Genomic DNA, 12,404 nt, shown 5'->3' on the forward strand with positions numbered 1-12,404 from the left:
GGTTCCCCGCTCCTCGCCCCGTGGGGGCCCGCCGGTCGCGCTGTCCACCGCGTCCGTGTTCCCGGAGGACATGGACTCGGCGTTCGAGATCGCCGCCGAGCTGGGCTACGACGGCGTCGAGCTCATGGTGTGGACCGACCCGGACAGCCAGCGCTTCGCGTCGGTCGCGCGGGCCTCGGAGCGCACCGGGATGCCCGTGCTCGCGGTGCACGCCCCGTGCCTGGCGATCACGCAGCGGGTGTGGACGCCGGACCCCGCCGAGCGCCTGCGCCGCAGCGCCGTGCTCGCCGCGAGCCTGGGTGCGCCCACGGTCGTGCTGCACCCGCCGTTCCGCTGGCAGCGCCGCTACGCGCTCGGGCTCGCGCGCCAGGTCGACGAGCTCGAGCGGGCCCACGGCGTGCGCATCGCGATGGAGAACATGTTCCCGCTGCGCCGCGGGCGCCTGCGCTGGTCGAGCTACACGCCCGGCCACGACCCCACGAGGCCCGGCTCGCGGTGGTACACGCTCGACCTCTCGCACACCGCGACCGCCGCCGACGATGCGCTCGCGCTGCTCGACCGCATGGGCGAGAAGCTGGTGCACCTCCACCTCGCCGACGGCACCGGCCTGGATCGCGACGAGCACCTCGTCCCCGGGCGGGGCACGCAGCCCTGCGCCGAGGTGTGCCGGCGCCTCGGGGCGTCGGGGTTCGACGGCACGGTGGTCGTCGAGATCAGCACCCGGCGGGCGCGCTCGCGCAACGAGCGGCTCGACATGCTCGCCGAGTCGCTGCTGTTCGCGCGCCTGCACCTCGGCACCGACCTGCCCCGCTCGCGGGTCTGAGCGCTGCGGCAGGATCGCCCCCATGAGCACCTCCACGGTGGCCGTCCTCGGCGGCGGGAAGATCGGCGAGGCGCTGCTCGGCGGGCTGGTGTCCGCCGGCCGCGCGCCCGGGTCGCTGCTCGTCGTCGAGGCCGTGGCCGCCCGGGCCGCCGAGCTCACCGACCGCTACGGGATCGCCGCGGTCGACGCGCCGGAGGCCGCGCGCCGCGCCGACGTGCTCGTCGTGGCGGTCAAGCCCGGGGACGTGCCCGCCGCGCTCGACCAGGTCCGCGACGTGCTCGCCGGGCGCGGCGACCGAGCGACCGTCGTCTCCCTGGCCGCGGGCATCCCGACGGCGGCGATCGAGGCCCGCCTGCCCGAGGGCACCCCCGTCGTCCGCGTCATGCCCAACACCCCGATGCTCGTCGGCCGCGCGATGTGCGTGCTCTCGCCCAGCACCGCGGCGGGGGAGACGGAGCTCGCGGCCACCGAGGAGCTGCTCTCCGCGGTGGGGCGCACCGTGCGCGTGCCGGAGACGCAGCAGGACCTCGCGACCGCGCTGTCGGGCTCCGGGCCCGCCTACGTGTTCCTGCTCGCCGAGGCCATGATCGACGCCGGCGTGGCGCTCGGCCTGCCGCGCCCGGTCGCGACGGAGCTCGTCACGGCCACCGTCGAGGGCGCGGGCGGTCTGCTGACCACCCCGGGCAGCGACGGGCGCGAGGGGGCGGCGCCGCACCCGGGGCTCCTGCGCGAGGCCGTGACCTCGCCGGGCGGCACCACGGCGGCCGCGCTGGGCTCGCTCGAGGCCGACGGGCTGCGTGCCGCCCTCGCCCGCGCCGTCACCGCCGCGCGCGACCGTTCCGTGGAGCTCGGGCGCGCCCACGGGTGATGTCGCGGCCGATCGCGCCGGGCGGACCAGGGGTCCCGTTCGTCGTGACGAGATCGTGTCGGGCGGTCGCGGCGTGGACGCTTGACGCGTCTGCCTGCGCGGCTGCCGCACGAGCGGGTGTACTCGAACCAGACGTCACACCCGTCCCGCTACCCTCACCCGCACAGCACGGCGTGTCGAACCGCCGGGAGGGGAAGCCCGGCGGCACGGCCTGTGCACGGAAGGCGTGAGACCCATGCCCAACAACACGACGGGTTCCGGCCCGCGACGGGCGGAAGGGGACAACTTGGCGAGGGTGCAGTTCCTGACCGTCGCCGAGGTCGCCGCCGCCATGCGCGTGTCGAAGATGACCGTGTACCGGCTGGTGCACAACGGCGAGCTGCCTGCGGTCCGGGTGGGCCGCAGTTTCCGGGTGCCCGAGGACGCGGTCCACGAGTACCTGCGCGGCTCGTACTTCGACGCCGGCTGACGGCCGGCGTCGGGGCCGCGGCGAGACGATCGCCGCACCCCTCCACCACCGGTCGTCACAGGGGCGGCCGGTACGGTGGTGTGTCTGCGACCGGTCGGTCGCCTGCTGACATCACGAGCGGTTCACGAGAGGTTTCCTATGGGCTCGGTCATCAAGAAGCGTCGCAAGCGGATGTCGAAGAAGAAGCACCGTAAGCTGCTGCGCAAGACCCGCGTGCAGCGTCGCAAGCTCGGCAAGTAGGGGCCGGGGCCCCGGCTCCACGCCGGGAGGGCCCGCCCGTCCGCGAGACCGCAGGAGATGCCAGCTCATGTCGGAGGCGCCGTCCGTCGTCCTCGTCACCGGGGTCAGCCGCTTCCTCGGCGGCCACCTGGCGGCGCGGCTCGCCGCCGACCCGTCGATCGAGCGCGTCCTCGGGGTCGACACGACGCCGCCGTCGCGGGAGATGCGGCGGCGGATGGGGCGTGCCGAGTTCGTGCGGGTGGACATCCGCAACCCGCTGATCGGCAAGGTCATCTCCACGGCGAAGGTCGACACGGTCGTCCACGCGTCGCTCTCGGGCAACCCCGCGCAGTCCGGGGGCCGCTCGATGATGATGGAGATGAACGTCATCGGGACGATGCAGCTGCTCGCGGCCTGCCAGCGGTCCGACACGGTGCGCCGCCTGGTGGTGAAGTCCACGAGCGCGGTCTACGGCGCGAGCCGGCGTGACCCCGCGACGTTCACCGAAACCACCGAGCCCAAGGCGATCCCGCCCGGCGGCTACGCCAAGGACGCCGTCGAGATCGAGGGCTACGTCCGGAGCTTCTCCCGGCGCCGCCCCGACATCCCGGTGACGACGCTGCGCTTCGTCAACCTCATCGGCCCGCGGATCGACACGTCGTTCGTGCGGTACTTCTCGCTGCCGGTCGTCCCCGTCGTGCTGGGGTACGACGCGCGCGTGCAGCTGCTGCACGAGGAGGACGCGGTCGCGGTGCTCGAGCGGGCGGCCGCGGAGGACCTGCCCGGGGTGTTCAACGTCGGCGCGGCCGGGGTGCTGATGCTCTCCCAGGCCATCCGGCGGGCCGGGCGCATCTCGCTGCCGGTGCCACAGCCTGCGGTGCCGCTGATCGGGCGCTTCACCCGCCGGGCCCGGCTCGTCGACTTCTCGCCCGAGCAGCTGCGCCTGCTCAACTTCGGCCGGGTCGTCGACACGACGAAGCTGCAGAACGAGTTCGGCTTCACGCCCCGATGGACGACGGTCCAGGCCTTCGACGACTTCGTGGCCGGGCGCAACCTGCGCCCGGTGATCGACCCGGCGACCTTCGGCCGGGCGCAGGACGTGGCACTCGCCGTGGCCCGCGCCCTGCCCTCCGGCACGTGACCGGCCCGCCCGACCCCGACCGCCCGTCCGCTCCTCGCTCCACCAGAGGTGACGTCATGCCCGAGGCCCGGGTGATCCCGCTGCGCTCCGACGGCGGACGCCCCCGACCCCGCACGCGCCCCGCGCCGCGGCGGGCGAGCCGGCCGGGTGTCGGGTCGCTGCAGGAGCGCACCGACGCCGCGCGGGGCATCGAGCCCCGGGGCGAGGTCGTGGACGCCGTCGAGGGCGGCGGCGAGATCGCCGCCCTGCCGACCGCCGAGGGTCCGACCGACCTCGAGGCGCGCGTGGCCGAGGTCGGCGAGTTCCTGCAGCGCCGCCTCACCGGCCGCTACACCGTCGACGACTTCGGCTTCGACCGCGACCTCACCGAGAACGTGGTGATGCCGCTGCTGCGCCCGCTCTACGAGCACTGGTTCCGCGTGGAGACGATCGGCACCGAGAACGTGCCGCTCTCCGGCGGCGCGCTGCTGGTGGCCAACCACTCCGGGACGCTGCCCCTCGACGCCCTCATGACCACGGTCGCGGCGCACGACGACCTCCCCGTGCCCCGGTACCTGCGGATGCTCGCGGCCGACCTCGTCTTCGGGTTGCCGGGCGTCGGCGCCGCCGCGCGCAAGGCCGGGCACACGCTGGCCTGCAACGCCGACGCCGAGGCGCTGCTGTCCGCCGGCGAGCTCGTCGGCGTGTGGCCCGAGGGGTTCAAGGGCATCGGCAAGGACTTCGCCGACCGGTACAAGCTCCAGCGCTTCGGTCGCGGCGGCTTCGTCTCGGCCGCGCTGCGCTCGGGCGTGCCGATCATCCCGTGCTCGATCGTCGGCGCGGAGGAGACGTACCCGAAGATCGCCGACATCGGGCCCCTGGCCCGTCTGCTCGGCGTCCCGTACTTCCCGGTCACGCCCACCTGGCCGCTGCTCGGCCCGCTCGGCCTCGTGCCGCTGCCGTCGAAGTGGTACATCGAGTTCGGCGAGCCCATCCACACCGACGCCTACGAGCCCGGCGCCGCGGACGACCCGATGCTCGTGTTCAACCTGACCGACCAGGTGCGCGAGACGATCCAGCAGACGCTCTACCGCCTGCTCGCGGGCCGGCGGAACGCGTTCCTGGGGTAGAACTCCCGGATCGGCCCCTCGCTGTCGGGGGTCGGAGTTAGTCTCGACCCATGTTCGAACACGTGTTCGCGTCGCTGCCGGAGGGGGTCGCCACGACCCCGCCCGGCGCGGCGCTGGGCGCGCTGTTGGAACGGGTCGACCCGCGGGCGGTCTCGCCGCACGACGCGGTGACCCTGGCCGCGGCGTGGCGCCGCCAGCTCTCCCACCACGAGGCCCGCTTCGCCCTGGCCGCCCGCGAGGCCGCCCTGGCCGAACCCGACCGTCCCGGCGGGCGCCGGGAGGGCTACGGCGAGTTCAGCACCGACGAGCTGCGCGCGGTGCTGGTCGAGTCCCGCACCCGGGTGGCGACCCTGCTCGGGCAGGCCGACACCGCGATCGCCGCCATCCCCGAGCTGTGGGCGGCGTGGGACGCCGGGCGCATCGACACCGACCGGGTCCGGATCTGTGTCACCTGGACCGCGTCCCTGTCGGGTGAGCACGCCCGCCGGGTCGTGCTGGCGGTGCTGCCTGAGGCGCCGCGACTCACGCTGTCCGGGCTGATCGAGCGCATCCAGCAGATCGCCACCGCGCTCGACCCCGCCTGGGCCGCCCGGCTCTACGCCCGCGCCCGCCGCCAGCGCCGGGTGCGGGCGCGGCACACCGCGGCGGGCACCCTGAACCTCTCGGGGCTCGACCTGCCCCTGGATGCCGGGGCGCTGTCGGTCGCGCACGTGGAGACCCTGGTGCTGCGCGCGAAGGCCTCGGGGCATCCGGGGCTGCTCGACACCATCCGCGCCGATGTCTACCTCGCGCTGCTGGGCCCCCACCCGCAGGGGTGGGACGACGACGCCCTCATCGCGCACGTGGTGGCGCACGCCGACCCTGCCGACCCTCCGGGGCGCACCACCCCGCGCCATGTCGGCGCCCACGGCCCCGGCCCCGGTGGCGGCACCAGCCGCAGCGAGCGCACCTCGAACGACCCCGCACCTGACGGGCCGGCACCGGCCGGGGGGTTGCGGGCCGGGCGGGTCGAGTTGCGGGTCGGGCTGCTCACGCTGCTGGGCCTGGACGAGAAGCCCGGCACCATGCCCGGCTACGGCGTCGTGCACGCCCCCTTCGCCCGCCAGTTCGCCCGCCAGCTCTGCGGCGCGCAGTGGCGGGTTGCGATCACCGACGACCACGGGCACCTGCTCGCCGCGCTCACCACCCGACGCCGACCCCACGGCTACCGCACTACCCCCGGGCAGCCGACCGCCGCGCGCCCGGTCCTCGAGCTGCACATCAGCCGCTCCGAGCTCGACCGCGTCCGCGAGCCCGGCGCCTGGGGCGAGGTCCTCGCCGACCTGCGCGAGCAGCTCCAGGTGTGGACCGGGCCGCCATCAACACCCCAGGACGCGCGGCGCCGGTTCCCGTCCGCGGCGCTGGCCCGCTGGACCCGGATGCGCGACCGCACGTGCGTGTTCCCGCCCTGCCGGGCCTCCGCGAAGGGCACCGACATCGACCACACCCGCGCAGTCACCCACGGCGGGACCACCGTCGAGCACAACCTCGGCGCGGTGTGTCGCCACGACCACCGACTCAAGCACGACGCCGGCTGGCGCCTCACCCAGCCCACCCCCGGCCACTTCACCTGGACCAGCCCCACCGGCCACACCTACGACCGCCCCCGCCGCCCGGTCACCCCGCACCTCCCCGACCCCGAGGCCTTCGGCCACCGCTCGACCACCACCCCCACCGAGTTCGCCACCGACGACCCCGTCTGGACCGCCGACCCCTACCCCGCCGGCCGGTCACCGGGACGGCCACCGCCCGACCCTGCAGAGGACGAGCCTCCGTTCTGAGGCTCTGCACGCCTCGCCGCGTCGACGAGCGAGCCCCTGTCGGGGCGCCGTGCGCGGCGGGTCGGGACGCCGCTCGGGTCAGCCGACCAGGCGGCGGCGGTAGGCCGCGCCCGCGACCACCGCGCCGGCGACGGCGCCCGCGCCGAGCACGGACGGCACGCCGATCTTCGCGGCCTTGCGCCCGGACCGGAAGTCGCGGATCTCCCAGCCGCGCCGGCGGGCCATGGCGCGCAGGTCCGAGTCGGGGTTGACGGCCACCGCCGTGCCGACCACCGACAGCATCGGCGCGTCGTTGACCGAGTCGGAGTAGGCCGCGCAACGCCTTAGGTCGAGGCCTTCGCGGGCGGCGAGCGCGCGCACGGCGTGGGCCTTGGCGGGCCCGTGGAGGAGCTCGCCGACGAGGCGCCCGGTGAACACGCCGTCCTCGCTCTCGGCGACCGTGCCGAGCGCGCCGGTGAGCCCCAGGCGCCGCGCGATGATGCGGGCGAGCTCGAGCGGCGTCGCGGTGACGAGCCAGACCCGCTGGCCGGCGTCGAGGTGCATCTGGGCGAGCGCCCGGGTGCCCTCCCAGATGCGGTCGGCCATCAGCTCGTCGTAGATCTCCTCGCCGAGCGCGACCAGCTCCGACACCGACTGGCCCGCCACGAACGACAGCGCCTGCTCGCGGTGGGCCCGCACGTCGTCGGGGCTGCCCTCGCCGCCGAGGCGGAACTTCAGCTGCTGCCAGACGAAGCCGCGCAGGTCGGAGCCGGAGAAGAAGTTCCGCGCCGCCAGCCCGCGGGCGAAGTGGAAGATCGACGCGCCCATCATCATCGTGTTGTCGACGTCGAAGAACGCGGCGGCGGTGAGGTCGGGCGGCACCCGCGGCGACGGCGGGACCCGGTGGATGTCGGGCGCGTCGGCGGCTGCGGCGGCGGCCGCGGGCCCGCCGCCGGCGAGCTCGCCGTCGGGGGCGCCCTCGATGAATGGTTCGCCGGGCGCGGTCGGGTCGGTGGTCGGCCCGGCGCTCTCGGGCACCGTCTCGAGGAGCTCGGACGCGGTGGGCTCACCCAGCGCCGGATCCTGCAGCGCGGCCTCGGCGGACGCCTCACCCGCACGTCGTGCCGCATCCCGCTCCGCCTGCAACCGGCGCTCGCGCCGTCCTGCCACCGCCGGACCCTCCCGTCGTGTCCGTCCCGGGACCACGCCGCCGGGATCGGGACGGTCTTCGGCCCCGGCGCGGTGCGACATCACCCTAGACGCGACCCCCGACCGCGGGCGCGCCCCGACCGGGCTCACACCCGGCGACGGGTGGTCGTCAGCCGAGGCTCAGACCGGGCAGGCCGGGGAGGAGCGGCGGGACGTCGACCTGCGGGAGCAGCGGCACCGGCAGCGGGACCCGCACCGGGTCCGGCGAGCCGTCGCTCTCGCCGCCGGGCAGCAGGCCGTCCACCGGCCCGGAGTCGTCGTCGGAGTCACGGCTGCTGCGGCTCGACGACTCCTCGGTGGAGCTGCTGCTCCGCGAGGTGGTCGTCGTGGTGGTCGTCGTCGTGCTCGACGTGGCGGTGCTGGCGGCCTCGGTGCGCTCGGGCGACGCGGTCGCCTGCTCGCGGGAGGTGTCGCACTCGCGTGAGGGCACCGGGCCGAGGTCGTCGGTCTCGGTGCCCGTCTCGCACCGGGTGGGCCCGCTCAGCGCCGTGGCCCGCTCGCCGAGGCGCTGGAGCATCTGCTGGGAGTCGGTGGCCGCGGCGCGCCCGTCGCCGTCGAGCGAGGGGCTGAGCGTGTCGAGGCGGGACGACTGCGAGCGCGCCCACTCCGCGAGCTCGGCGGGCCGCGGGCCCGAGGGCTGCGACGCGAGCGGGAGGATCATCCGCGAGCCGGTGCGGGCCTGCTCGCCGAACGCGCGCAGGTTCTCGATCACGAGCGCGGACTCGTCGGGGCCGAGGCCCGCCGCCGCGGGGCCGGTGCCGGCCGCCGTGGTGGTGTCGCGGGCGATGAGGTCGGAGACCTCCTCGAGGCGGGTGGCCGCGAAGTCGAGGTGCCGCCGGCCCTTGGCCTCCTGGCCGCTGGTCAGCCCGATCTCGGCGCTCTCCGAGGCCCGCTTGACGCCGTAGAGCATCTCGCCGGGCAGCGAGCCGCGGCTGAGCAGGACGGTCAGGGCCCCGAGGAGCAGGATCGCGCACGCCCCGGTCACGAACGAGGACAGCACCCGGGAGGACGAGCGCCGGGACGACGCGCGGCCCGCGGGACGCCCGTCGGCCGGGCGCGTGCCCCCGCGGCGGCGGTCGGACGCGGCGCGGTCCTCGCGCCCGGCCCGGCCGGCCCCCCGACCGCCGGCCGGACCGGTGTCCGGGGTGCGCAGGACGCGCGTGCTCCCGCGGGGGGCCGCCGACGTGGCGGCACCCCCCGTGATCTCGGCCATCACGGCGGCGCGCATGCGGGCGCTGGTCGCGGGGTCGGGGCCGACGGCGTCGCGCCCGGCGGCGCGCAGCGCGGCGGTGAGCTCGAGGTCGCGGGCGAGCTCGGGGTCCGCCGGGGCCGCGCGGTCCCCCGCACGATCGGGACGCGCCGGACGCCCGGTGGCGTCGCGCTCCTCCCCGACGCGAGCGAACCGCTCGTCGTCCCCGTCGTGCCCGCTCGACATGCCGTCCGTCCTCATCGTCCGCGCGTCACGGTCCGTACGCGCCGTGCTCGTCGCAGGGGCAAACGAACGGAGGGCCGACCGGTTACGACGATGCGGTGTGCGGTTCGAACCACAACGATGTGACTCACCGCAGCCCCTCGGGCAACAGTTGAGCGAGACGACGCACCGCACGGTGCTGGAGGGCCTTCACGGCTCCCTCGTTGCGGCCCATGATCTCGGCGGTCTCGGCCACCGAGAGGCCCTGGAGGAAGCGCAGGGCGATGCACTCCTGCTGGTCGTCACCCAGGCGGGCGACGCATCGCAGCAGCTCGGCGTGGGTCGCGCCGGCGATGACCTCGGACTCGGGGCCGGGACGGAAGCTGCTGGGCGCCACGTCGGCGACCTCGGCGGTGGAGCTCTCCAGCCGGTAGCGGCTGGACTTCACGTGGTCGAGCACGAGGTTGCGGGCGATGGTGACGAACCACGCACCGATGTCGCGGCCCTGGTAGCTCACCGAGGTGATCCGGCGGTACGCGCGGACGAACGTCTCCTGGGTGAGGTCCTCGGCCGCGGGCCGGTCGCCGAGGCGGAAGAGGACGAACCGGAAGACGGTGTCGTGGTAGCGGTCGAACAGCTGCCCGAACGCCTCGGTGTCGCCGTCCTGCGCAGCGCGGACGAGCGCCCAACCCTCGGCTTTCGTGCCGTCGTCGTCGTCGGGCAGGTCGTCGGGCAGGTCGTCGGGCAGGTCGTCGGCGAGGTCCTCGTCGACCCGGTCCTCGCGGGGCTCCTCGACCGACCCGGCGTCCTCGGGCAGCGGCTGCGGGCCGGCGAGGGTGGCGGTCGGGTCGCCCGGCGGCTGCATCGGCACGGAGGTCGTGGCGGCGGCGACGTCGGCCGGGGGCGGGACGTCCGGGGGCACCGGGGGGAGCGGACCGGTGCCGTTGCGGCGGGGGGCGGGCGGGGCCTGCGGCTCGGGCTGGGGGACGCCCATCGGCGGCGTCGGCCGGCCGGGACGCCCGGCGCGCGGATGGCCGTTCGGGGCGCTGGGGGGCTCGGCCGAGGGCGGCGGCCAGGTGTCCTCGCGTCGCCGCTGCGCCGGGTAGAAGGGCGCGGTCGGCGGAGCGCCGTGCGCGCGCGCGTCGATCACCGGGTCGGGCGGGGTGCCGGTGGCCAGACGCGACCGCCCGGTCGTGCCGGTGTGGTGCCCCCGGCCGCCCCGCGCCGGCACGTGGCCGGGCCCGGGCTCGTCGGCGGGATCGGGTGCCGCGCGCCTCACGGCGCTCCGGGCACGGTCGTCGGGTCGGGCGCGGCGGAGGCGGTGTCGCGCGCGCACGTCCGGCCGTGACGGCCGGCTGCGTCGGACATGCCCTCTCCCTCGGTCGACGTCTCCCGATCCGGATCGATCCCCCGCGGAGGGGGCGTCGCCGGGGGAGCATACGTGCGGCGTGAGTTCCCCTGACATCGGCGCGCCCCCGACCGGGTGGACCCTCTCCGACCTGCACCGACGGTGCGACGAGCGGCCGTTCGGACGTATCCCGGGGCTCCGCGTGGGGCCCCGACGACCGTGCGAGACTGCCGCCGGGCGGTGCACCGCGGGGGTGCCGGAGGGAGGCGACGAGCCGTGGCGGACGAACGGTCCGACGAGCGGGCGACCGCCTCGGTGGGCGGTGCGACGGGCGGTCGTGCGCGCGGTCTCGCGGGCGCGTCGGCGGTCCCGGACGACGAACCCGTCCGTGTGGTCGTGCTCGTGCGGGCCGACTGCCGAACCTGCGACCGGGTGGAGGGCGTGGTGCGCGAGATCTGCGGACGCGCCGGCGAGGAGCACACGGTCGTCGACGTCGACGCCCCGGGCACCGACCCGGAGTGGCGCGCCGAGTACGGCGACCGCATCCCGGTCACGCTCGTCGACGGGGTGGAGATCGCGTCCTGGCGCCTCGAGCCCGCCGACCTCGTCCGCGCCCTCGGCGGGGAGGCCCCGTGACCGCGCCGGCGCCCGCGGACGTGCCGATCCTGCAGACCGCCTCGTCGCTCGTGGTGCTCGCCGCCGACACCTACTCCTCCCTGCAGGCGCTGGCGTTCGGGGGCGGGCCCTCCGCGCCGGCGCCGCTGCGCGACCTCCTCGCCGCCGCGCTCGACGAACTGGCCCGCGCCCGCACCGACCTCGCGACCGCCACGCGGCAGGCCGGCGGGCGGGCCCAGACGAACGCCGACCCCCGGTACGCCCCCGTGGTCGAGCAGGCGCTGCCCACGGTGCGGGGGCCGGGCGACGTCGTCGGGCTCGCGCTGACCCTCGAGGACGTCCTCGCCCAGACGCTCGTGAGCGACGTCGTCGACCTCTCCGCGCCCGAGGTGCGGCAGACCGTGGCCGGGCACGCCGCCGCGGCGGCCCGGCGCAAGGCCCTGCTGCTGACGTTCCAGTCGCTGCTGTCCACCGGGCGGGCCGAGCTGGTCGCCTCCCCGCCGGACCTCGCGGCGCTGCCGCCCGCCGCCGGCACCGTGGGCTTCCCCGACGTCCTCTTCCCCACCGAGAAGGCGTCGCCGGCGACCGAGGGGGCGGTTCGATGAAACGCGTCAGCTCCGCTTCGCTGCGTGCCGCCTCGATGAAACGCATCAGCTCCGAGCCGCGGCGTGCCGCCTCGATGACGGCCCTGCCCCGGCGGCGGTTCCTGCTCGGCCTCGGCGCCCTCGCGGGGGCCGGGGCCCTGGCGGCCTGCTCGAACGAGGCGCCCGCCGGCGCGCCGCCCGCCGAGGCGCCGCCGGCACCCCCGGCGACCACGACCGCCGCGGCGCCCACCTACACGGGCGAGGCGGCGCTGGTCGCGCTCGGGGCCGCGGTGTCCGCGCTGGCCGGCGAGCTGCTCGGCGAGGCCGCGTCCGGCGCCGGGCAGGGCCGCTACGGCGCGGTGCCCGGCGCCGTGGCCGCCTACCTGTCCGGCGCCGCGGCCCAGCACGTCGCGCACGCCGAGGCGTGGAACCGGCTGCTCACCGTCGCCGGGCGGCCCGCGGTCGACGGCGCCCCGCTGACGGTCGAGCCCGCGCTGCGCGGACGCCTGGACGCCGCGCGCGCCCCCGTCGACCTCCTGGGTCTCGCCGCCGACCTCACCGGCACGGTCACGGCCACCGTGACCGCCATCACGGGTCAGGTCACCGAGGCGTCGGCCGTCGCGCTCGCGGCGGGCGTCGGACCGGTCGCGGCGATGCACGGGGCGAGCGCGGACTTCCTGCTCGGACGTCCGCCCACCGCACCGGACGACCCCACCGCCGGAGCGCTGGGTCCCGACGCGCTCACCGTCTGACACCTGCGTCCACCGGACGGCGCACGGGGGACGCCGGGCACCGCGGAGCGACGCCCG

13 protein-coding genes are annotated in these 12,404 nt (G+C 76.4%); 10 read left to right on the forward strand and 3 right to left on the reverse strand.

The window, feature by feature from the left end; translation table 11 throughout:
- Nucleotides 1-70: 70 nt before the first annotated feature.
- The 7 genes from PHK61_RS06880 to PHK61_RS06910 all read left to right on the forward strand — a co-directional run bounded on the left by PHK61_RS06880 (nt 71) and on the right by PHK61_RS06910 (nt 6,449).
- The gene (locus tag PHK61_RS06880; RefSeq protein WP_274280228.1) at nt 71-823 is read left to right on the forward strand and encodes a sugar phosphate isomerase/epimerase family protein; all 753 of its coding nucleotides are present in this window, start codon (nt 71-73) and stop codon (nt 821-823) included.
- A 22-nt stretch (nt 824-845) separates the two neighbouring features.
- A complete protein-coding gene (gene proC, locus PHK61_RS06885) occupies nt 846-1,691 on the forward strand; it encodes a pyrroline-5-carboxylate reductase (protein ID WP_274280229.1) in 846 nt (281 codons plus the stop codon).
- Nucleotides 1,692-1,926: 235 nt separating this feature from the next.
- Nucleotides 1,927-2,160: a helix-turn-helix domain-containing protein gene (locus PHK61_RS06890; RefSeq protein ID WP_337993934.1), complete on the forward strand. Its 234-nt coding sequence runs from the start codon at nt 1,927-1,929 to the stop codon at nt 2,158-2,160.
- 138 nt (nt 2,161-2,298) lie between these two features.
- The gene (locus tag PHK61_RS06895) at nt 2,299-2,400 is read left to right on the forward strand and encodes a 30S ribosomal protein bS22 (protein WP_010241351.1); all 102 of its coding nucleotides are present in this window, start codon (nt 2,299-2,301) and stop codon (nt 2,398-2,400) included.
- Nucleotides 2,401-2,467: 67 nt separating this feature from the next.
- Nucleotides 2,468-3,520, forward strand: a complete 1,053-nt coding sequence (locus tag PHK61_RS06900; RefSeq protein WP_274280230.1) for an NAD-dependent epimerase/dehydratase family protein — start codon at nt 2,468-2,470, stop codon at nt 3,518-3,520.
- 56 nt (nt 3,521-3,576) lie between these two features.
- The gene (locus PHK61_RS06905) at nt 3,577-4,629 is read left to right on the forward strand and encodes a lysophospholipid acyltransferase family protein (RefSeq protein ID WP_274280231.1); all 1,053 of its coding nucleotides are present in this window, start codon (nt 3,577-3,579) and stop codon (nt 4,627-4,629) included.
- Between the two features lie 50 nt (nt 4,630-4,679).
- The gene (locus PHK61_RS06910; protein ID WP_274280232.1) at nt 4,680-6,449 is read left to right on the forward strand and encodes an HNH endonuclease signature motif containing protein; all 1,770 of its coding nucleotides are present in this window, start codon (nt 4,680-4,682) and stop codon (nt 6,447-6,449) included.
- Nucleotides 6,450-6,527: 78 nt separating this feature from the next.
- Here the strand turns inward: PHK61_RS06910 and PHK61_RS06915 are convergent, their stop codons facing one another.
- The 3 genes from PHK61_RS06915 to PHK61_RS06925 form a co-directional block, all read right to left on the reverse strand.
- Nucleotides 6,528-7,412 (reverse strand): HAD family hydrolase, encoded by an 885-nt coding sequence (locus tag PHK61_RS06915; RefSeq protein WP_274280314.1) that lies wholly within the window; start codon nt 7,410-7,412, stop codon nt 6,528-6,530.
- A gap of 334 nt (nt 7,413-7,746) precedes the next feature.
- A complete protein-coding gene (locus tag PHK61_RS06920) occupies nt 7,747-9,072 on the reverse strand; it encodes a DUF5667 domain-containing protein (RefSeq protein WP_274280233.1) in 1,326 nt (441 codons plus the stop codon).
- A gap of 124 nt (nt 9,073-9,196) precedes the next feature.
- Nucleotides 9,197-9,796, reverse strand: a complete 600-nt coding sequence (locus tag PHK61_RS06925) for a sigma-70 family RNA polymerase sigma factor (protein ID WP_420791367.1) — start codon at nt 9,794-9,796, stop codon at nt 9,197-9,199.
- Nucleotides 9,797-10,672: 876 nt separating this feature from the next.
- Between PHK61_RS06925 and PHK61_RS06930 the strand changes: the two genes are divergently transcribed.
- The 3 genes from PHK61_RS06930 (at nt 10,673) to PHK61_RS06940 (ending at nt 12,347) form a co-directional block, all read left to right on the forward strand.
- Complete coding sequence (locus PHK61_RS06930) at nt 10,673-11,032, forward strand: glutaredoxin family protein (protein WP_420791364.1); 360 nt, start codon at nt 10,673-10,675, stop codon at nt 11,030-11,032.
- Nucleotides 11,029-11,616, forward strand: a complete 588-nt coding sequence (locus tag PHK61_RS06935; protein ID WP_274280234.1) for a hypothetical protein — start codon at nt 11,029-11,031, stop codon at nt 11,614-11,616. The genes PHK61_RS06930 and PHK61_RS06935 overlap by 4 nt, the downstream gene beginning before the upstream one ends.
- A 74-nt stretch (nt 11,617-11,690) precedes the next feature.
- Nucleotides 11,691-12,347, forward strand: coding sequence for a ferritin-like domain-containing protein (locus PHK61_RS06940; RefSeq protein WP_274280235.1), 657 nt, complete (start codon nt 11,691-11,693; stop codon nt 12,345-12,347).
- Nucleotides 12,348-12,404 lie beyond the last annotated feature (57 nt).

This window comes from Actinomycetospora lutea, assembly GCF_028737205.1.
Taxonomy (GTDB): domain Bacteria; phylum Actinomycetota; class Actinomycetes; order Mycobacteriales; family Pseudonocardiaceae; genus Actinomycetospora; species Actinomycetospora lutea.